Source organism: Mesorhizobium sp. M1169, from assembly GCF_040318345.1.
Lineage (GTDB): Bacteria > Pseudomonadota > Alphaproteobacteria > Rhizobiales > Rhizobiaceae > Mesorhizobium.
Genome location: NZ_JAMYME010000051.1, coordinates 1 through 20,402, shown reverse-complemented (window position 1 = coordinate 20,402; position 20,402 = coordinate 1). Strand labels below are relative to the sequence as shown.

Below are 20,402 nucleotides of genomic sequence, written 5' to 3'. Positions count from 1 at the left end.
ATGGACGAACGAGACATCCGCGATCATTTTCTGGCACAGGCGAAAGCCTGCGATGGACTTGGCTCGCCTTTCACCGCGAATTTATGCCGTGCGCTCGCTAAGGTTCTCGACGCAAACACCAGGACCGGGCAGGCGGTGCTCGGTTGGCCGGGCGACGCGCGCGCCGACGCCCTCGCATTGCGGCTTTGCGGCGCGCTGCATGGGTTGGTCCTGACGGGTGCCAATGAGCGATTGGCACTGATCTATCCGCCCAACCAGACAAGCGAATCCGAGATCGCGGCGGTGCTGCCGGAGGCAATTGCGCGATCCGACGAGCGGATCGTCGCCGGCCTCGCCGGTGCGCCGCAGACCAATGAAATCGCCCGGTCGGCGATGCTGCTGCCTGGATTTCTGACGGTCGCGCGGGAAACCGGCCTGCCGCTGGACTTGTGCGAGATTGGCGCCAGCGCTGGGCTCAATCTCCTGTTCGACAGCTTTCACTACCGCTACGGCGATGCCGAGTGGGGCGACCGGACCTCCACCGTTCGGTTGGCGCCGGAGGTGCGCGGACTCGCTGTTCCGCTTGGTGGAGCGATCGACGTCCGCCACCGCGCCGGCTGTGACATCGCGCCGGTAGATGTCGCCGACGCAGCCACACGGTTGCGGCTTCGGTCTTACGTCTGGGCCGATCAGGCTACGCGGCTGGCCCGGCTCGACGCTGCGCTGTCACTTGCCGAAAAGTTTCGACCGCCACTTGTCAAAGCGGACGCGGCGGATTTTGTCGGGAAGGGGCTGGCCGCGCGGCAGGAGGGTGGCGCTTTTGTGCTCTATCATTCGATCATGTGGCAATACCTGCCGCGGGCGACCAAGGATGCGATCATCGTCGCCCTGGAGCAGGCGGGCAGACAGGCCACGGCCGCTGCGCCTATCGCAAGGCTGAGGATGGAGCCGCGCGATCCCACAAACAATTGGGCGGTACTCAGCCTGACTTTATGGCCGGGCGGCGAGACGCACCGCCTGGCCCATTGCGATTACCACGGCCGCTGGATCGAATGGGTGGGCTAAGCCCGATCCCATTCACTCAGCCGTAGATCTGCTTGTGGACCTGGTAGAGCATTTCTGAGCGGTCGGCGCGCATGTCGGCGAGGTCGCGGCTGCTGAAGCTGTCGATTTCGGCGACGAGGCGGTTGTAATGCCGGCGCTTGGCGATGCTGGCGCGAGCGCGGCTCATGAGGCTGTCGATGATCATAGCGAGTTTCCTTTTGCGCCGCATTTCGCGGCCAGTTGTTCCTCCCTTGATCGATACGGAGCATGACATAGTTATGGTGCGTTGCAAAAATAAGATGTTGCAATGCACCATTGCGCTGGGCGCATAGCCGGTTAACGGGATGTGACCTGCCGTCCGGGCCAGCATTCGCTTCCATAATGCTTCAGACGCATCATCGATCTTGCCATATCGATCGCAGGCTGGCTTGATCGCGCCCTTGCCAAGCGACTGCTACCGGGAGGAACCATGGCCAGCGAATTCTACGAAGTTCTCGATCCGCGCTTTTCGCGGCTTTTCAACGGCAATGCACAGGTGGACAGGCTGTTTACCGGCTGCCGATGGGCGGAAGGACCGGCCTGGTTTGCAGCCGGGCGCTATGTGGTTTGGTCCGACATCCCGAACAATCGCATGCTGCGTTACGACGAGACCGACGGCAGCGTCAGCGTGTTCCGTCAGCCGTCCGGCAATTCCAACGGCAACACCGTCGACCGGCAAGGCCGGCTGGTTACTTGCGAGCATTCCGGCCGCCGCGTCAGCCGCACCGAGCATGACGGCTCGGTCATCACCATCACCGACAAATGGCGCGGCAAGCGGCTGAACTCGCCCAATGACGCGGTGGTCAAGTCCGATGGCTCGATCTGGTTCACCGATCCGAGCTACGGCATCGATACCGATTACGAGGGCGACAAGGCCGAAAGCGAAATCGGCGCCTGCCATGTCTACCGGGTCGATCCCGGCACCGGCGAGACCGAGGCGGTGATCACCGACATGGTGAGGCCCAACGGGCTCGCCTTCTCGCTCGACGAGCGCCAACTCTATGTCGCGGATACCGGCCGCACGCATGGTGCGCAAAATCCGGCGCACATCCGGGTGTTCAATGTCGGCCAGGGCGGCAAGACGGTCTCAGGCGAAAAGGTCTTTGCAGACTGCACCGCCGGCCTGTTCGACGGTTTCAGGCTGGATGCGGACGGCCGCATCTGGACCAGTGCCGCCGACGGGGTCCATTGCTACGATCCGGACGGGACGCTGATCGGCAAGGTCAAGGTACCAGAAGTCGTTGCTAATTGCGTGTTCGGCGGCAACAAGCTGAACTGCCTCTACATCGCCGGCACCACATCGCTCTACATGGTCCGGCTCATGGTCAACGGCGCCAAAACCTACTGAGCGGCCGCCAAGCATATGCAAGGGAGGGAACCATGCCATTCGTGAATATCCGCCTGGTCAAGGAGGCGATTGCCGATGACCCGGCCGGCAAAAAGGCCGCGATCGCCGCCCAGGTGACAGCGGCCATCACCGGCGTCACCGGCCTGACCAACAACGATGTCTGGGTGGTTTTCGAGGAGGTCGCTGCACGCGACTGGTTCGTCGGCGAGACCGACGTCGAGACGCGGAGGAGCAAGGGATAGTTCCCGGCACAGATTGGCCGCAGCTCCTAGCGTCGTCATCCCGGGGCGGAGCAGGAGCGAAACTCCGTCGCGGAGACCCTGGGATGGCGAAAGCACGGTCCGGCGTTCACCGCGAGCGGATGAACTCCGCGAAGGCGGATAGGGCATCGCGCATCGTCAGCCGGTTTTCCGGCTGCGATAAGATATCCTCCACCTCCGGCGGCTTCTTGCCGAGCAGCGCTATTTCGAGCGCTGCTTCCTCATGGAGCGCAAAAGACATTGTCCGCATGATCTCGACCAGTGCGGCGCGGGCAAACAGCGAGCGCGGCGAGGCATGCACCAGCATGGCTGGCTTGCCAACGGCGGCATCGCGCGACACCAGCCAGTCAAGCGCGTTCTTCAGGCCGCCTGGCACACCGTGGGCATATTCCGGGCAGGAGACGATGACGCCGTCAGCGGCGGTGACCGCATCGATCAGCACTGCTGCTTGCGGCGGCGTCCGCTCGCCTTCGTCGTCGGGGTTGAAGATCGGCAGCCGGCCAAGTCCATCGTAGACGAAGACGTGACAGTCCGGCGGCGCGTTTTGCGCGAGTGCCGCGACCAGGGCCGAATTGGTCGAGGCGGCGCGCAGGCTGCCGGAGATGGCGAGGATGTTCAGCAAAGGAATGGAGACCGGCTTGGGCGATTCGTTGCCGGGCACGCTACCACATGGTCTCCCTGTATTCCTCATCCAGCCAGCGGTCGGTCGCCTCGGCCGAATCGGCGAGCGCCAGCTGGTCGCGCAGGATCTGGCCGAGCGTCGGCAGCGTCGCGCGGTCGTACCAGCTCTCCGGCTTCCACAGTTCGGAGCGCATGAAGGCCTTGGCGCAATGCATATAGGCGGCCTTGACCGTCACCACGACGACGCTTTGCGGCGCCTTGCCGTCGACCGCCAGCCGCTCGCGTAACGCCGCATCGACGGTGATGCGGGCATCGCCGTTGACACGCAGCGTCTCGTTCATGCCGGGAATGAGGAAGAGCAGCCCGACCGAGCGATTGAGAAGGATGTTCTCCAGCGTGTCGAGCCGGTTGTTGCCCGGCCGGTCGGGGATGGCGATGGTCTTCTCGTCGAGCACTGCCACAAAACCCGGCCTGTCGCCCTTGGGCGTCACATCGGCATTGCCGGCGCCGTCGGACGAGCCGATCAGCACGAACGGGCTCTTGCCGATGAATGAACGGCAGTGGCCGTCCAATGTCTTCAATTCCTTGCGGATCGAGCCGTCGGTCAGCCGAGGCGTCTTGTAGATCGTCCTCAACTCGTCGCGCGTGGTGATGAATTCCATGCCCCTCTCCCCTTATTCTGATGCAATTCCCTAGGGAAAACGCTACGCGCTTTTCCCGGGAAAACCGCTACACACTTTCCTGGAATTGCTCTATTTGCCGGCCTTCTCTTCCTTGCCGGCCTTGTCCTCGAGCGAATGGCGCAGGATCAACGGCATTTGGCTTAACGTGAAGACAAGGGTAATGGGAATCGTGCCCCAGACCTTGAAATAAAGCCAGGCTTCCTCAGAAAAGTTGCGCCACACGATCTCGTTCAGCGCAGCCAGAAAAAGGAAGAAGAGTCCCCATCGGAAAGTGAGCTTGCGCCAGCCTTCGGCGTCGAGATTGAAGGCGGAATCAAAGACATAGCCCAACAGCGATCTGCCAAACGCCAACCCGCCAAGCAACGTGATGCCGAACAGGCTGTTGATGATTGTCGGCTTCATGAAAGCGAAGGTCTTGTCCTGCAGCCACAGCGCCAGCGCGCCAAACACAAACACCACGATGGCCGAGACCAACGGCATGATCGGCCAGCTACGCGTCAAAATCCACGAAACGCTGAGCGACAGTGCCGTCGCCACCATAAAGAACGCTGTGGCAATCAGGATAGGCTCGCCGATATGGCCGAGGATCGGAAACTTCCCGACAAGCCACGCGCCGCGGATGGTGGTGAAAAAGAACACCAGGCCAGGCCCGAGTTCGAGCAGGAATTTCAGGCCGGGGTTCAACGCCCTGCGTCGCGGATCGGACGGGTCGCCTTCGAGGATGGGTGGGTTCATAGCGTCCTTCTTACGCATGATCCAATCCAAAGAGCCTGCAACTTTTCGGAATCATGCTCGTCAAGCCACTCCAGCGATCGCCCTGGCGAATTCGCTTGCGGAAAAGGGTTCGAGGTCGTCGACCTGTTCGCCGACGCCGATGAAATAGACCGGCAATTTGTGCTTTGCCGCGATCGCCACCAGAATACCGCCGCGCGCCGTGCCGTCCAGCTTGGTCATTACCAGGCCGTTGACGCCGGCGACATTGCGGAAGATCTCGACCTGGTTGAGCGCATTCTGGCCGGTGGTGGCATCGACCGTCTGCAGCACGGTGTGCGGCGCTTCCGGATCGAGCTTGCCCAGCACGCGGACGATCTTTTCCAGTTCCGCCATCAGTTCGGTCTTGTTCTGCAGCCGCCCGGCGGTGTCGATGATCAGCACGTCGGAGCCGGCCTCCTTCGCCCGCTCGAATGCGTCATAGGCGAGGCCAGCGGCGTCGGCGCCGAGCTTCGAGGCAATGACTGGCGAGTTGGTGCGCTCGCCCCAGATCTTCAGCTGCTCGATCGCGGCGGCGCGAAAAGTGTCGCCGGCGGCGAGCATCACCGAGAGGCCGCCATCGGTCAGCTTTGCCGCCAGCTTGCCGATGGTTGTGGTCTTGCCGGTGCCGTTGACACCGACGACCAGGATGACATGCGGCTTGTGGCTTAGATCGAGTTCCAGCGGCATGGCGACATGCGTCAGCACCTTCTCCACCTCGGCCGCCATGATGGCGCGGACTTCGGTGTCGGAGACGTCCTTGCCGTAGCGGCTGGCGGAGAGCGCGTCGGTAACGCGCAAAGCCGTCTCCATGCCGAGATCGGCGCGGATCAGCACATCCTCCAGGTCCTGCAGCGTGTCCTCGTCAAGCTTCCGCTTGGTGAAGACGCCGGCGATGTTGCCCGACAACTCCTTGGAAGAGCGGGCAAGCCCGTCTCGCATGCGCTGGAACCAGGAGCGCCTCGGCGCCGGTTCGGGCGCCTTCTGCGGCTCGGCTTTCTGCTCGACCTTCTTGGTTACGGTGACTTTGCCGGGGGCGGGCTTTGGCTCAGGTTGCGGAACGGCTTCCGGCTCGGGCTTTACCTCCCCCTCGATGGGAGGGTGGGGCGCCGGCACGACCTCCGGTTCGGGCGCGATCTCGGTCAAGATCGGTTTCGTCTCGGCCGGCGCTGGCTGGCGGATCGGGGGCGGTATTTCGGCGGGCGGGACTTCGCGCTCTGGCGCTGCTGAGGGAGCCTCGGTGGGCACTACCGGCACTTCGACGGGTGCAGGTTCCGGCTGGGAGGGGACGATTTCTGGCTGCTGCGGCTCGGCCCGGATCTCCTCCGGTTCCTCAGCAGGCGTTTCCGGCTCGGGTGGAATGGTCGGCGGCGGCTCAGGCTTCTGCTCTTCCGGCGCCGGTTGCGGTGCCGGAGACAACTCTGGTTCGACTGGCGGTGGAGGTACGGCTTCGACTTCGGGCCGCGATTCTTCGCGTTTCAAAAACTCCGGGACGGCCTGCTCGGCGGCCGGTTTCAGCGCCTCCAGTTCGTCCCATTTGATCGGCGGCAGCGGCGCGGCCTCGTCGGGCCGCTCCTCGACGACTTCCTTCTTGCCGAACGAAAATATCTTCTTGAAAAACCCAGCCATGTCTTGCGCTCTCAGGCGGCGCGGGCGGCAAGCGGCGCGGCGATCAGTCGGATACCGTCATGGCCGGCGATATCAGCCTCGACAATGTCGCCCGGAGCGCCGGCAGAGACCGCGGCCAGCGTAAACCCTTCGGTGCGGCCAAGGCCGTCACGCTCGACCAGGATCGACTGATGCGTTCCAGCGAGCGAGGTAAGATGGCGGCGATAGGCGGCCTCGCCGGCGGCGCGCAGGCGTGCCGCGCGTTGCTTGACGACGTCGCGGCGGAGCTGCGGCATGCGCGCGGCGGGCGTGCCCTGGCGCGGCGAAAACGGGAAGACGTGGAGATGCGTCAGGCCGCATTCCTCGACGATCTCCAGCGAGTTTTCGAACATGGCGTCCGTCTCGGTCGGGAAGCCGGCGATGATGTCGGCGCCAAAAACAATGCCCGGGCGCAGTTTGCGCACATCCTCGCAAAAGCGGATCGACTGGTCGCGGCTGTGCCGGCGCTTCATCCGCTTCAGGATCATGTCGTCACCCGATTGCAGCGACAGATGCAGATGCGGCATCAGCCTCGGCTCGGTGGCGATGGCGTCCAGCAGATCGTCGTCGGCTTCGATCGAGTCGATCGAGGAAAGCCGCAGGCGTTTCACGTCTGGCACCTGCTTCAGGATGGTCTTGACCAATTTGCCGAGCTTCGGTGCGCCCGGCAGATCGGCGCCAAAACTGGTCATGTCGACGCCCGTCAGCACGATCTCGGCATAACCATTGCCGACGAGTCGCTTGATCTGCTCGACCACGGCGCCCATCGGCACCGAGCGCGAATTGCCGCGACCGTAGGGAATGATGCAGAAGGTGCAGCGGTGGTCGCAGCCGTTCTGCACCTGGACAAAGGCGCGCGCCCGGCCCTCGATGGCGTCGACCATGTGGGCGGCCGTCTCGCGCACCGAAAAGATATCGTTGACGCGCGCCTTCTCAGTGTCGTTGACGCCGAAATCCGGCAGCGCGCGATAGGAATGCGCCTTCAGCTTTTCCTCATTGCCGAGGACGAGATCGACCTCGTCCATGGCGACGAAATCCTGCGGGCCGGTCTGCGCGGCGCAGCCGGTGACGATGATGCGGGCGGCCGGGTTCTCACGGCGGGCTTTTCTGATCGACTGCTTGGCCTGGCGTACAGCCTCGCCGGTGACGGCGCAGGTGTTGAAGATGATGGCACCGCCTTCGAGGCCGCCGAGGCCCGCACTTTCGGCTTCACGCCGCATCACCTCGGATTCATAGGTGTTCAGCCGGCAGCCGAAGGTGACGACCTCGATACCCTTGTTGCCAAGAGGAGCCATCAGGCGGCGCTTTCGGTGTCGCGCGCCCACGCCCCGGTCGACGGATCGAAGCTGCCGGAAAATTCCCATTCGGCGGCACCGGTGAGGATGACGTGGTCGTCGTCGCGCCACAAAACATGCAGCGAGCCGCCGCCGGGCGTCATCAGCGTGACGCCGCGGCCGGTACGCCGGGTGCGGGACGCGGCGACCACAGCGGCGCAAGCAGCCGTGCCGCAGGCCTTGGTCAGGCCGGCGCCGCGCTCCCAGGTGCGGATGGCCATGGTCTCCGGCGAGGTCACCTGCGCGATGGTGATGTTGGCGCGCTCGGGGAAGATCGGGTGGTTTTCGAGCAGCGGGCCGAAGCGCTCGAGCTCGTACGACCAGACGTCGCGGTCGACCCAGAAGATGGCGTGCGGATTGCCCATCGAGACGACCGACGGCGAATGCAGCACCGGAGCATCGATCGGGCCGATCTGCAGCTCGATCATGCGGGTGTCGCGGAATTCCTCGGCCAGCGGGATGTCCTGCCAGCCAAAGCGCGGCCTGCCCATGTCGACCGAGATCATTCCGTCGGCATGTTCCTCGGCATTGAGGATGCCGGCGACTGTTTCAAAGGCAAATGTCTTCTGGCCGGTCTCGGCGGCGAGCGCCTGGACGACACAACGCATGCCGTTGCCGCAGGCTTGCGCCCTGGTTCCGTCGGAATTCAAGATGTCGATGAAAAAGGCGGTGCCCGGCGTCCTGGGGTCGTGGATCGCCATGATCTGGTCGAACCTGGTCGCCGCATCGGCATTAAGCGCGACGGCTGCCGCAGGCGTCACGCGATCGGCACGGCCACGCATATCGGCAACGATGATTTCGTTGCCGATGCCGTTCATCTTGGCGAAAGGGGCCGCGCTTGCCATCGATCGAAAGGTCTCTTGCCGGTTTGGCGCCTATATGGCGGATAGCGGCAGAAATTACCAGCGCGGCGTGATTTTCAAGTCACCGCGAAGACGCCAAGCACGATCAGCAGGAAGATGATCAGCACGATGCCGATGAGGATGCGCGCGCCGGTGGCGGCGGCTCCGGCCAGTGCCGGCATGCCGAGCAGGCTCGCCGCGGCCGCGATAATCAAAAGAATGATGATCCACCTGATCATGAGAGACACCTCGCGCAGGCGACAGGTTTGAACACCTACAAACGTCTATGTGATGCCTTAGGTTCCGCCGCGCTAGACCGCCGGCACGTCCCAGACTTCGCCCGGCCGCAAGGCGCGAAAACGTTGCCGCGGCAGGCCGGCAGCATCGAGCGCTTCGCCGAGCTTTCTGGGCGGCTCGTCGATCGGCTCGTTGGTGAGCCGGAACGTGCCCCAGTGACAGCCGGCTGCATAGGCGGCGTTGCACAAAAGCATGCCTTGCACCGCCTCCTCCGGATCCTGGTGATGTGGCGCCATGAACCAGCGCGGCTCATAGGCGCCGATCGGCAGGATGGCGAGGCGGAAGCCGCCGTGCTTTTGCGCCATCAGCCGGTAATTGATGCCACCGTGGAAGCCGGTATCGCCGGCGAAATAGATCTTTGCGTCGGGTGTCTCGACGACGAAACCCGCCCACAGCGCCATGCGCCGGTCGCGAGTACCGCGGGCCGACCAGTGGTGCACCGGCTCGACATGGACGGCGACGCCATCGCCGATATCGACCCGGTCGCCCCAGTCATGCGCGGAAAGCCTCATACGGGGCACGGCAGCGCCGATGATCGTGTCGTTGCCGAGCGGCGTCAGCAGCAGCGGGTCGTGTCTTGTCTTCAGGCGCTTCAGCGTGGCGAGGTCGAGATGGTCGTAATGGTTGTGGCTGACCAGCACGAGGTCGATCGGCGGCAAATGCGAAAACGCGATGCCCGGCGGATTGACGCGTTTCGGACCGGCGAAGGAGAGCGGCGAGACGCGTCGCGACCAGACCGGGTCGGTCAGGATGTTCAGGCCGGCTGTCTGGACGAGCAGCGAGGAATGACCGACCATGGTGAGGCGCAGCGCAGAACCATCGATGCGCTCGACCGGTCTTGCCGGTGGAAACGGGCTCGGATCCGCCGCCGGCCATTTCGAGCGCTCGCGGCTCAATTGCCATTTCAACAGATCGGCAAAGCGACCGGGCGGCCGTCCGTCGGGATTGAAGAACAAGGTGCCGTCGAAATGATCGCTGGGCGGCCCGCTGTAATAGCGGTTGGCGGCTCTCTTTCTCGCGGCCAAGAAATCGGCTCCCTGCAGTTTGCTGATCGCCAAGAGATAATGCCGGCGCCGGCCCGCACAAGCATTTGAGGTGAACGCCAGGGATTTGGCGCCAGCGCGCCGTATCGAAATCAACCGCAGGTGTCGGCCAAACGGCCAAGGCGTAACGCAATTTCAGGCAATGTGAATTTTGCGACAAATTTGCAACATTACCGGCGCAAACCGTATTTTAACCATATCGGGTTGAAATTTCGCCACCTTCTCCATCTTGGTGAGGGGGACATTGCGCGGACGGCATCCCCAGCCCGATCCGACGGAGGTTGAAGAATGAAACTTTCGAAAACCGGCCCGCTGGCCGTATCGTTGGCCGTGCTCGTTGCGAGCGGCTGTTCAACCTCACGGTTCACATCGATGGACGAGCAGCAGCCGGCGCCGCTGGAAGCTGCGCCCGCCGGCAAGGTGACTGCAAACCAGCTGCCGCCACCGGCGACACCCGGCCCGGCCGACCCGTCGAAATTTCCGACCGCGCCGCAGAACACGCAGGTCGCCTCGCTGCCGCCCGACGGGACCGCGCCGGCCGGTGCGGCCGACCTGACCGCGTCCAGCGTCGCCGGTGTTTGGAAGGCAAGCGTGTCCGGCCAGAGCTGTCAGGTGGCGACGCCGCAGACCAAATTCGGGTCGGGCTACCGCGCCGGACCGCTGCATTGCCCGGCGCCGCTCGATGGCATCAAATCCTGGAACGTCGCCGGCAAGCAACTGACGCTCTACGACGAGAATGGCGGCACGCTGGCACGGCTTTATTCCTCAGGCGGCGAGAAATTCGACGGCCAGACTTCCAACGGCCTGCCGATCTCGCTTACAAGGTAAGAAAACGGCCCTCATTGTTACGCAATTCCGGACGGAAAACCGTTACACACTTTTCTTGGAATTGCTCTCTTTTGTTTTTTACGCAATTCCGGACAGAAAACCGCTGCACACTTTTCTTGGAATTGCTCCGGAACGACGTGACCAATGCATCTGCGTGACGGCCTCCAGACTCATGCGACCGTCAAGCAGCGCTATGACCATCTGGTCGAGACGGGCGCCATCGGGCGCGATCCGGCGCAGGAGCGGATCGCCGCTGCGCTCGACCGGCTGATCGAAGAGATATCGGCAAAGCGGCTGGCGCAGAAATCAAGCGCGCTGGGGTGGTTGTTCGCCCGCAAGCGCGAGGTGCACGAGGCGGTCAAGGGCCTTTATATCCATGGCGGCGTCGGCCGCGGCAAGACCATGCTGATGGACATGTTTTTCGAGCTGCTGCCGGTGCGGCGCAAGCGCCGGGTGCATTTCAACGACTTCATGGCCGACGTGCAGGACCGCATCCAGAAGCACCGACAGGCTCGCAAGAACGGCACGGCCAAGGAGGACGATCCGATCCCGCCGGTGGCGCGCGCGCTGGCCGAGGAAGCCTGGGTGCTATGCTTCGACGAGTTCTCCGTCACCGACATCGCCGATGCGATGATCCTGTCAAGGTTGTTTTCGGCGTTGTTTGCCAATGGCGTGGTGCTGGTTGCCACTTCCAATGTCGCGCCGCAGGATCTCTACCGCGACGGCCTGAACCGTCAGTTGTTTTTGCCGTTTGTCGCTATCCTGGAGCGCCACGCGCAGGTGCTGGCGCTGGACGCCGATAAAGACTACCGCCTCGACAAGCTCAGCCGCATGCCGGTCTACATCACCGCGGCCGATGCCGCCGCCGACCATGCGCTCGACGACGCGTGGGCGGTGATGACGCATGGCAGGCCGACGGCCGAGACGATGCTGACGGTGAAGGGCCGGCACGTCGTGGTGCCGCGTTCTGCCGGCGAGGCGGCGCGGTTTTCCTTCGCCGATCTCTGCGAGAGGCCGCTCGGCGCCCGCGACTATCTTGCCATTGCCAGCCGTTTCTCGACCATTTTCATCGACCGTGTGCCGGTGCTCGGCGAAGGCAAGCGCAACGAAGCCAAGCGCTTCATCCTGCTGGTCGATACGCTCTACGATCATCATGTACGGCTGGTGCTGAGCGCCGCGGCACCGCCGGCGCAGCTCTATACGGCCAAGCGCGGCAACGAAGTCTTCGAGTTCGAGCGCACCGCATCGCGGCTGATCGAGATGCAGAGCCACGACTGGCTGGAGAACTGGGCGGAGAGGCAGGGGGCGCAGGGATCATCGACCGAGGCACGGCAGGCTCAGGCGTGAGGGATAGTACAGAAGGGGTCGCTGCCGCCGGCTATAACCGATAAACATACATGACGAACCCCTCCGCCGGTCCATGCGGCTCTTTTCGCGACTCGTAAAGTGCGCGAGCAGCAACATTGTCCGGGTCGGTGCCGACCCACGCCTCCTCACAGCCATGCTCGCGACCGCGTGCCAGCATGGCGCCGAGCATCCTCGTCGCAATGCCTAGGCGTTGAAAGGCCGGCGCCACGCCGACCTCGTCTATGTAGAGTTCGCTCACCTTGTCCGGGTGGCGGTGGATGACGGCTGCGCATTGGCCAACGACGATGCCGTCGGCGAGGTTCACGACCATGAAATGACCGGGCCCCGCGAGATAGGCGGAGAGCCGATCCGGCCTGACCGGCTCGTCGAAGACTTCGTCGGCAACCCGCATCACAAGGGCGTCATCGCCAGGAAACGGCCTTCTGATTTCCACTGCCATTGTGTAGAATTCCTCTAGTCGGCTTCAGAATTTTGACGTTTACGTAATTCCCATTGTTTCTAACCGATTGAAATTACTCACTCCAAAATAATCGTTTGAATTTTTGTGCGGCCGGGGCTATTTCGTGCGGCGAATTTCGCGGTTCCGCAGCATTCCGGCCTCTTCCTCCGACGCCGTCATCAAATCGTCAAGGATTTGGGCGCCGTCATAGTCAAAGGGAAAACATCCTGACATGGCACGCAACAAGATAGCGCTCATCGGCTCGGGCATGATCGGCGGCACCCTCGCCCACATGGTCGGCCTCAAGGATCTCGGCGACGTCGTGCTGTTCGATATCGCCGAAGGCATCCCCCAAGGCAAGGGACTGGACATCGCGCAGTCGTCGCCGGTCGATGGGTTCGACTCGAGGCTGACCGGCGTCAACGACTATGCCGGCATCGAGGGCGCCGATGTCTGCATCGTCACCGCCGGCGTGCCGCGTAAGCCCGGCATGAGCCGCGACGATCTTCTAGGCATCAATCTGAAGGTGATGGAGCAGGTCGGCGCCGGCCTCAAGAAATACGCGCCGAAAGCCTTCGTCATCTGCATCACCAATCCGCTCGACGCCATGGTCTGGGCGCTGCAGAAGTTTTCCGGCCTGCCCAAGAGCCATGTCGTCGGCATGGCCGGCGTGCTCGACAGTTCGCGCTTTCGTTATTTCCTGGCCGAGGAATTCAAGGTCTCGGTCGAGGACGTCACCGCCTTCGTGCTCGGCGGCCATGGCGATTCCATGGTGCCGATGATCCGCTATTCGACGGTTGCCGGCATCCCGCTGCCCGACCTCATCAAGATGGGCTGGACCTCGAAAGAGCGGCTCGACCAGATCGTGCAACGCACCCGCGACGGCGGCGCCGAGATCGTCGGCCTGCTCAAGACCGGCTCTGCCTTTTATGCGCCGGCCGCCTCGGCCATCGCCATGGCCGAAGCCTATCTCAAGGACAAGAAGCGGGTGCTGCCCTGTGCGGCGTACCTCTCCGGCCAATATGGCGTCAAGAACACCTATGTCGGCGTTCCCGTGGTAATCGGCGCCGGCGGCGTCGAGCGGATCATCGAGATCGAGCTCGCGAAGAGCGAGCAGAAGATGTTCGACAATTCGGTCGCGGCGGTGCAGGGCCTGTGCGACGCCTGCGTCAAGATCGCTCCGCATCTCGCGGCCAAGTAAGCCGGTAACCAAGCCCGCCAAGCAAGCTGGAGACATAGCGCATGAACATCCATGAATATCAGGGCAAGGCGCTGCTGAAAGGCTTTGGCGCACCCGTGGCCGAGGGCGTGCCGGTGTTCAAGGCGAGCGAGGCGGAAGCTGCCGCCAAGGCGCTGCCCGGCCCACTCTATGTAGTCAAGAGCCAGATCCATGCCGGCGGCCGCGGCAAGGGCAAGTTCAAGGAGCTCGGGCCCGATGCCAAGGGCGGCGTCAGGCTGGCGAAGTCGGTGGCCGAGGTCGTCGCCAACGCCAAGGAGATGCTCGGCCATACGCTGGTCACCAAGCAGACCGGCCCGGCCGGCAAGCAGGTCAACCGGCTCTACGTCGAGGACGGCGCCGACATCGACCGCGAGCTCTATCTGTCGATCCTGGTCGACCGCTCGGTCGGGCGCGTCGCCTTCGTCGTCTCGACCGAGGGCGGCATGGACATCGAGGCGGTCGCCCACGACACGCCGGAAAAGATCATCACCGTCGCCATCGACCCGGAAAAGGGCGTGACGGCCGACGATGTGAAGAAGCTCAACGCCGCACTGAGGCTCGACGGCGACGCCGCCAAGGATGGCGCCACGCTGTTCCCCATCCTCTACAAGGCCTTTGTCGAGAAGGACATGAGCCTGCTCGAGGTCAACCCTTTGATCGTCATGAAGAACGGCCGGCTGCGCGTGCTCGACGCAAAAGTGTCGTTCGACAACAATGCGCTGTTCCGCCACCCCGACGTGCTCGAATTGCGCGACACCACCGAAGAGGACGAGAAGGAGATCGAGGCGTCGAAATACGACCTCGCCTATGTCGCGCTCGACGGCAATATCGGCTGCATGGTCAACGGCGCCGGCCTTGCCATGGCAACGATGGACATCATCAAGCTCTATGGCGCCGAGCCGGCCAACTTCCTCGATGTCGGCGGCGGCGCGTCGAAAGAAAAGGTGACGGCGGCGTTCAAGATCATCACCAAGGATCCGGCGGTCAAAGGCATCCTGATCAACATCTTCGGCGGCATCATGAAGTGCGACATCATCGCCGAGGGCGTCATCGCCGCGGTCAAGGAGGTCGGCCTGCAAGTGCCGCTGGTGGTGCGGCTGGAAGGCACCAATGCCGAGCTCGGCAAGAAGATCATCAACGACAGCGGGCTGAACGTGGTGTCGGCCGATGACCTCGATGACGCAGCCAAGAAGATTGTCGCGGCGGTGAAGGGCGACTGATGCATCGGTTGCTGGCCATAGCGCTCTGCGGCATGGCCTTTTGGGCCAGCGCTGCTGCGGCCGCGGATAGTTCGAAGTCGCCCGCCTGGATCGGCAAGAGGGTCAATCTCTTCATGAACTTATGTCCGGCAACGGCGCCCAGCTTCGGCCGGTTCAACGCGGTTGCCCGGCAAAGCGGGTTCAAGGCCGGATCCGACGGGCTACAAGTCTACAAGGCTACGGAAATCGTTGCCTCAATCAAGAGTTCGAACGGTCGCTGCGACTGCCTGGTCTCCTTCGGCACCAACGATCCGAAGCTGGCCGCCAACATGATCCTGAAAAGGCTTCTGACCAAATATGGCAGCAGTTTCCAAGCCGATGATGACCCCAAGTCCCTTGGTGAATTGAGAACGTCTGGCGGCAATTTATCGGTGCAGATCGTGACGATCCGGCGCGCCGGGGGCCGATGGATCGGTGCTGTCGTTCACGGAAACCAAAAATGCCCAGCTTGAAAACAGAACTTCAGGGTCAAGGTTGATAGGCGATGCCTCCGCACAAGATAAACCTCGTCGAGGCGGCGGATCAGAAGATCAAGAAGGTCTTCGATCCGCATATCGCCGGCGACGTGAACGACAGCCAGGTCAAGATCGCCAAATTCGGCGATGTCTTCGACTGGCACGCGCATGACAATGAAGACGAAGCATTCTTGGTGCTGCGCGGCCGCATCGCCATCGATTTCCGCGACGGCACGGTTGAGCTTGGCAGCGGCGAGTTCATCGTTGTGCCGCGCGCCGTCGAGCACCGGCCGCGCTCGCTCAGCGAACAGCCGGTGGTGCTGATGTTCGAGCCGGCGACGACGCTCAACACCGGCAACGCTAAGAGCGACCTCACCGCCGCCGATCTCAAGCGGCTCTGACCATGAACGCTGCGCCCTTCTCCTCACTCTCGGCCGATCACCAGCGCCTGCGGGCGCTGGTCGGAGCGTGGCGCGGCGAGGAAGAGGTGTCGGCCACGAAATGGGCCGACGGCGGAACAGCGAGTTCGGAAATACTGGCAGAGGCACAGTTCGGCGGCCTGTTCGTAGTGCAGCGCTATCGCCAGCGCCGCGACGGCACGGTTTCGTTCGGCGCGTACAGCGTGTTCGGCTTCGACCAGCAAAACAAAATCGTCACCATGCACCAGTTCGATTCGATGGGTTTCGTGCCGATGTCGCCGGCCAAAGGCAGCTGGAACGGCACGGAGCTGGTTCTGGAGCGGTCGTCGCAGCGCGGCTCCGCGCGTGTGACTTATATTTTCGACAATGCCGATGCCTTCCGCATGCGACTGCATTTCAAACCTGCCGGCGGCGATGGCTGGCAAGACATGGTGAGCGGCGTCTACCGGCGCGTCTCGCCTTCCTCGATCAACGGTTTTTAGAAAAGGGCTCCGATGTCCATTCTCGTCGACAAGAACACCAAGGTGCTGGTGCAGGGCCTGACCGGCAAGACCGGCACGTTCCATACCGAACAGGCGCTCGCCTACCACGGCACAAAGATGGTCGGCGGCATCCACCCCAAGAAGGGCGGCGAAACCTGGACCGGCGCCAAAGGCGAGGCGCTTCCGATCTTCGCCACCGTAGCCGAAGGCAAGGCCAGGACCGGCGCCAACGCTTCGGTCGTCTACGTGCCGCCGGCGGGTGCTGCCGAAGCGATCCTGGAAGCGATCGAGGCCGAGATCCCGCTGATCGTCTGCATCACCGAGGGCATACCGGTGATGGACATGATCAAGGTCAAGGCGAGGCTCGACCGTTCGACGTCGCGGCTGATCGGGCCGAACTGCCCCGGCGTGCTGACCCCCGACGAATGCAAGATAGGCATCATGCCCGGCAACATCTTCCGCAAGGGCTCGGTCGGCGTTGTTTCCCGCTCGGGAACGCTTACCTATGAGGCGGTGTTCCAGACCACGAATGTCGGCCTCGGCCAGACCACCGCCGTCGGCATCGGCGGCGATCCGGTCAAAGGCACGGAGTTCATCGACGTGCTGGAGATGTTCCTCGCCGACGACGAGACCAAGTCGATCATCATGATCGGTGAAATCGGCGGTTCGGCCGAGGAAGACGCCGCGCAATTCCTCAAGGACGAGGCAAAGCGCGGCCGCAGCAAGCCGATGGCCGGCTTCATCGCCGGGCGCACCGCGCCGGCGGGCCGCACCATGGGCCATGCGGGCGCGGTCATCTCCGGCGGCAAGGGCGGCGCGGAAGACAAGATCGCGGCGATGGAATCGGCCGGCATCAAGGTTTCGCCGTCGCCGGCCCGGCTCGGCACGACGCTGGTCGAGGCGATCAAGGGTTAGGGGAGTAAGGGAGTACGGGAATAGGGGAGTAGGGAACAAGACGAGGGCATTTGCCCTACTCCCTTACTCCCCTATTCCCTTACTCCCCTCCAACAAAGGAGACGAAGCAAAGGCTTCGACAGTGACATGGCAAGACAAGATCAGGCCAACGACCAATTTTCGCTTACCTCTTTCCTCTATGGCGGCAATGCCGATTACATCGACGCGCTCTATGCCGCCTATGAGGACGATCCCGCTTCGGTCGATCCCGAATGGCAGGACTTCTTCGCGGCGCTGAAGGATGACGCCGGCGACGTGCGCAGGAACGCCAAGGGCGCCTCTTGGGCCAAGCCCACCTGGCCGATGCAGGCCAATGGCGAGCTGGTCTCGGCGCTGGACGGCAATTGGGGCCTGGTCGAAAAGCACATCGAAAAAAAGGTCAAGGACAGGGCGGCCGGCAACGGCGCAGCGCTTTCCGACGCCGACGTGCATCAGGCGACGCGCGATTCCGTCCGTGCCATCATGATGATCCGCGCCTTCCGCATGCGCGGCCACCTGCACGCCAATCTCGATCCGCTTGGCATTGCCAAGCCGCTCGAGGATTATAACGAGCTGTCGCCGGAGAATTACGGCTTCACCGAAGCCGACTACGACCGGCCGATCTTCCTCGACAATGTGCTCGGGCTGGAATTCGGCACCATCCGGCAGATGCTCGATATCCTGACCCGGACCTATTGCTCGACGCTCGGCGTCGAATTCATGCATATTTCCGATCCCGAGGAGAAGGCCTGGATCCAGGCGCGTATCGAAGGCACCGACAAGGAGATCTCCTTCACCGCCGCCGGCAAGAAGGCAATCCTGCAGAAGCTTGTCGAGGCGGAAGGCTTCGAGCAATTCATCGATGTCAAATACAAGGGCACCAAGCGCTTCGGCCTTGATGGCGGCGAGTCACTGATCCCGGCGCTGGAGCAGATCATCAAGCGCGGCGGCCAGCTCGGCATGAAGGAGATCGTGCTCGGCATGGCGCATCGCGGCCGGCTGAACGTGCTGTCGCAGGTGATGGCCAAGCCGCACCGCGCCATTTTCCACGAGTTCAAGGGCGGCTCGGCCGCGCCCGACGAGGTCGAGGGCTCGGGCGACGTGAAGTACCATCTCGGTGCCTCGTCGGATCGCGAGTTCGACGGCAACAAGGTGCATCTGTCGCTGACCGCCAATCCCTCGCATCTGGAAATCGTCGACCCGGTGGTGATGGGCAAGGCGCGCGCCAAACAGGACTATCTGTTCGGCCGCAGCCGCGAGGAGATCGTGCCGCTGGAAGAGCGTGCTAAGGTGCTGCCCTTGCTGCTGCATGGCGACGCCGCCTTTGCCGGCCAGGGCGTGATTGCCGAAATCCTCGGCCTGTCGGGCCTGCGCGGCCACCGCGTCGCCGGCACGCTGCATTTCATCATCAACAACCAGATCGGCTTCACCACCAACCCGCGCTTCTCGCGCTCGTCGCCCTATCCGTCCGACGTGGCCAAGATGATCGAGGCGCCGATCTTCCACGTCAATGGCGACGATCCGGAAGCCGTGGTCCATGCGACCAAGGTGGCGATCGAATTCCGCATGAAGTTCCACAAGCCTGTCGTGGTGGACATGTTCTGCTACCGCCGCTTCGGCCACAATGAGGGCGACGAGCCCGCCTTCACCCAACCGATCATGTATCGCAAGATCCGCAACCAGAAGACGACGGTGCAGATCTATGCCGACCGGCTGATTTCCGAAGGCCACATCACCCAGGCCGAGTTCGAAAAGATGAAGGCCGATTGGCGGGCGCATCTCGAGCAGGAATTCGAGGTGGGCCAGCATTACAAGCCGAACAAGGCGGACTGGCTGGACGGCGCGTGGTCCGGCCTGCGCTCGGCCGACAACCAGGACGAACAGCGGCGCGGCAAGACCGCCGTGCCGGTCAAGATGCTGAAGGAGATCGGCAAGAAACTGACCGAGGTGCCGAAGGATTTCGAGGCGCACAGGACGATCATCCGCTTCCTCGACAACCGCCGCCAGGCGATCGAGTCCGGCGAAGGCATCGACTGGTCGACGGCCGAGGCGCTGGCCTTCGGCGCCATCCTGCTCGACGGCAATCCGATCCGGCTGTCCGGACAGGATTCGGAGCGCGGCACCTTCTCGCAGCGCCATTCCGTGCTCTACGACCAGCGCGACGAGACACGCTACATTCCGCTCAACAATCTGTCGGCGGCGCAGGCCGGCTTCGAGGTCATCAACTCGATGCTGTCGGAAGAGGCCGTGCTCGGCTTTGAATATGGCTACTCGCTGGCCGAGCCGAAGGCGCTGACGCTGTGGGAAGCGCAGTTCGGCGACTTCGCCAACGGCGCCCAGGTGGTGTTCGACCAGTTCATCTCGTCGGGCGAGCGCAAATGGCTCAGAATGTCGGGCCTCGTCTGCCTGCTGCCGCATGGCTATGAAGGCCAGGGGCCGGAGCACTCGTCGGCCCGGCTCGAGCGCTTCCTGCAGCTTTGCGCCGAAGACAACATGCAGGTCGCCAACGTCACGACGCCGGCCAATTACTTCCACATCTTGCGCCGGCAATTGAAGCGGGACTTCCGTAAGCCGCTGATCCTGATGACGCCGAAGTCGCTGCTGCGCCACAAGCGGGCGGTATCGACGCTGCCGGAAATGTCGGGCGAAAGCGCCTTTCACCGGCTGTTGTGGGACGACGCCCAGCTGCTGTCAGGCCAGGCCATCAAGCTCACCAAGGATTCGAAAATCCGCCGTGTCGTGCTCTGTTCGGGCAAGGTCTATTACGACCTCTACGAAGAGCGCGAGAAGCGCGGCATCAACGACATCTATTTGCTGCGCGTCGAGCAGCTCTATCCGTTCCCGGCCAAGGCGCTGATCACCGAACTGTCGCGCTTTCGCAATGCCGAGATGGTGTGGTGCCAGGAGGAGCCCAAGAACATGGGCGCCTGGTCGTTCATCGATCCGTATCTCGAATGGGTGCTGGCGCATATCGACGCCAAGCATCAGCGGGTGCGCTATACCGGCCGGGGGGGCGGGCCCGCCCCCGCCCGGGGCGGGGGGGGGAGCGGGGCCGGCCCCGGGCGGCCGCGGGGGGCGGGCCCCCGCGGGGGCCTTTGATGCAACGCACGGAA

22 protein-coding genes are annotated in these 20,402 nt (G+C 63.2%); 12 read left to right on the top strand and 10 right to left on the bottom strand.

Features of this window, described 5'->3' with window-relative positions; genetic code table 11:
• Positions 1-1,044, top strand: coding sequence for a DUF2332 domain-containing protein (locus NKH41_RS30215; RefSeq protein ID WP_352767354.1), 1,044 nt, complete (start codon positions 1-3; stop codon positions 1,042-1,044).
• A 16-nt stretch (positions 1,045-1,060) separates the two neighbouring features.
• Here NKH41_RS30215 and NKH41_RS30210 read toward each other — a convergent pair whose 3' ends face one another.
• Positions 1,061-1,228 carry a hypothetical protein gene (locus NKH41_RS30210; protein ID WP_023721879.1) on the bottom strand — a complete coding sequence of 56 codons (168 nt, stop codon included), beginning with the start codon at positions 1,226-1,228 and terminating at the stop codon, positions 1,061-1,063.
• 264 nt (positions 1,229-1,492) lie between these two features.
• Between NKH41_RS30210 and NKH41_RS30205 the strand changes: the two genes are divergently transcribed.
• Together NKH41_RS30205 and NKH41_RS30200 are read left to right on the top strand one after the other, a co-directional pair.
• Positions 1,493-2,410 (top strand): SMP-30/gluconolactonase/LRE family protein, encoded by a 918-nt coding sequence (locus NKH41_RS30205; RefSeq protein WP_352767356.1) that lies wholly within the window; start codon positions 1,493-1,495, stop codon positions 2,408-2,410.
• Positions 2,411-2,442: 32 nt separating this feature from the next.
• Positions 2,443-2,652 (top strand): tautomerase family protein, encoded by a 210-nt coding sequence (locus NKH41_RS30200; RefSeq protein ID WP_352767358.1) that lies wholly within the window; start codon positions 2,443-2,445, stop codon positions 2,650-2,652.
• Positions 2,653-2,758: 106 nt separating this feature from the next.
• Here NKH41_RS30200 and NKH41_RS30195 read toward each other — a convergent pair whose 3' ends face one another.
• From NKH41_RS30195 to NKH41_RS30160, 8 genes are all read right to left on the bottom strand, one after another.
• Positions 2,759-3,292, bottom strand: coding sequence for an NADPH-dependent FMN reductase (locus NKH41_RS30195; RefSeq protein WP_352767671.1), 534 nt, complete (start codon positions 3,290-3,292; stop codon positions 2,759-2,761).
• A gap of 40 nt (positions 3,293-3,332) precedes the next feature.
• Complete coding sequence (locus tag NKH41_RS30190) at positions 3,333-3,953, bottom strand: pyridoxamine 5'-phosphate oxidase family protein (RefSeq protein ID WP_352685342.1); 621 nt, start codon at positions 3,951-3,953, stop codon at positions 3,333-3,335.
• A gap of 90 nt (positions 3,954-4,043) precedes the next feature.
• Entirely contained in the window at positions 4,044-4,709 is a 666-nt protein-coding gene (locus NKH41_RS30185; RefSeq protein WP_352493215.1) for a septation protein A, read from the bottom strand.
• Positions 4,710-4,769: 60 nt separating this feature from the next.
• Positions 4,770-6,353 carry a signal recognition particle-docking protein FtsY gene (ftsY, locus tag NKH41_RS30180; protein ID WP_352767360.1) on the bottom strand — a complete coding sequence of 528 codons (1,584 nt, stop codon included), beginning with the start codon at positions 6,351-6,353 and terminating at the stop codon, positions 4,770-4,772.
• A gap of 11 nt (positions 6,354-6,364) precedes the next feature.
• Positions 6,365-7,666, bottom strand: coding sequence for a tRNA (N(6)-L-threonylcarbamoyladenosine(37)-C(2))-methylthiotransferase MtaB (gene mtaB, locus NKH41_RS30175; protein WP_352685340.1), 1,302 nt, complete (start codon positions 7,664-7,666; stop codon positions 6,365-6,367).
• Positions 7,666-8,550, bottom strand: coding sequence for a diaminopimelate epimerase (gene dapF / locus NKH41_RS30170; RefSeq protein WP_352470815.1), 885 nt, complete (start codon positions 8,548-8,550; stop codon positions 7,666-7,668). The genes mtaB and dapF overlap by 1 nt, the downstream gene beginning before the upstream one ends.
• 74 nt (positions 8,551-8,624) lie before the next feature.
• Positions 8,625-8,786 (bottom strand): DUF1328 family protein, encoded by a 162-nt coding sequence (locus tag NKH41_RS30165; RefSeq protein ID WP_031195454.1) that lies wholly within the window; start codon positions 8,784-8,786, stop codon positions 8,625-8,627.
• Between the two features lie 72 nt (positions 8,787-8,858).
• A complete protein-coding gene (locus NKH41_RS30160; RefSeq protein WP_352540819.1) occupies positions 8,859-9,869 on the bottom strand; it encodes an MBL fold metallo-hydrolase in 1,011 nt (336 codons plus the stop codon).
• 306 nt (positions 9,870-10,175) lie between these two features.
• Between NKH41_RS30160 and NKH41_RS30155 the strand changes: the two genes are divergently transcribed.
• The gene (locus NKH41_RS30155) at positions 10,176-10,715 is read left to right on the top strand and encodes a protease inhibitor Inh/omp19 family protein (RefSeq protein WP_352767361.1); all 540 of its coding nucleotides are present in this window, start codon (positions 10,176-10,178) and stop codon (positions 10,713-10,715) included.
• A 144-nt stretch (positions 10,716-10,859) separates the two neighbouring features.
• Positions 10,860-12,062, top strand: a complete 1,203-nt coding sequence (gene zapE / locus NKH41_RS30150; RefSeq protein ID WP_352685338.1) for a cell division protein ZapE — start codon at positions 10,860-10,862, stop codon at positions 12,060-12,062.
• A 31-nt stretch (positions 12,063-12,093) separates the two neighbouring features.
• Here zapE and NKH41_RS30145 read toward each other — a convergent pair whose 3' ends face one another.
• Positions 12,094-12,522 (bottom strand): GNAT family N-acetyltransferase, encoded by a 429-nt coding sequence (locus NKH41_RS30145; RefSeq protein WP_352685337.1) that lies wholly within the window; start codon positions 12,520-12,522, stop codon positions 12,094-12,096.
• 232 nt (positions 12,523-12,754) lie between these two features.
• On the opposite strand from NKH41_RS30145, the gene mdh reads away from it, so the two are divergent.
• The 7 genes from mdh (at position 12,755) to NKH41_RS30110 (ending at position 20,388) form a co-directional block, all read left to right on the top strand.
• Positions 12,755-13,723, top strand: coding sequence for a malate dehydrogenase (gene mdh / locus NKH41_RS30140; protein ID WP_352456335.1), 969 nt, complete (start codon positions 12,755-12,757; stop codon positions 13,721-13,723).
• A 41-nt stretch (positions 13,724-13,764) separates the two neighbouring features.
• On the top strand, positions 13,765-14,961 hold the full coding sequence (sucC, locus tag NKH41_RS30135) for an ADP-forming succinate--CoA ligase subunit beta (RefSeq protein WP_352767363.1): 1,197 nt from the start codon (positions 13,765-13,767) through the stop codon (positions 14,959-14,961).
• Positions 14,961-15,452, top strand: a complete 492-nt coding sequence (locus tag NKH41_RS30130; protein WP_352540825.1) for a hypothetical protein — start codon at positions 14,961-14,963, stop codon at positions 15,450-15,452. Before sucC ends, NKH41_RS30130 begins: the two co-directional genes overlap by 1 nt.
• Positions 15,453-15,484: 32 nt before the next feature.
• Positions 15,485-15,856: a cupin domain-containing protein gene (locus NKH41_RS30125; protein ID WP_352767365.1), complete on the top strand. Its 372-nt coding sequence runs from the start codon at positions 15,485-15,487 to the stop codon at positions 15,854-15,856.
• Positions 15,857-15,858: 2 nt separating this feature from the next.
• A complete protein-coding gene (locus NKH41_RS30120) occupies positions 15,859-16,356 on the top strand; it encodes a DUF1579 family protein (RefSeq protein WP_352767366.1) in 498 nt (165 codons plus the stop codon).
• Positions 16,357-16,368: 12 nt separating this feature from the next.
• Entirely contained in the window at positions 16,369-17,271 is a 903-nt protein-coding gene (sucD, locus tag NKH41_RS30115; protein ID WP_352450172.1) for a succinate--CoA ligase subunit alpha, read from the top strand.
• Between the two features lie 126 nt (positions 17,272-17,397).
• The gene (locus NKH41_RS30110) at positions 17,398-20,388 is read left to right on the top strand and encodes a 2-oxoglutarate dehydrogenase E1 component (RefSeq protein ID WP_502906069.1); all 2,991 of its coding nucleotides are present in this window, start codon (positions 17,398-17,400) and stop codon (positions 20,386-20,388) included.
• Positions 20,389-20,402 lie beyond the last annotated feature (14 nt).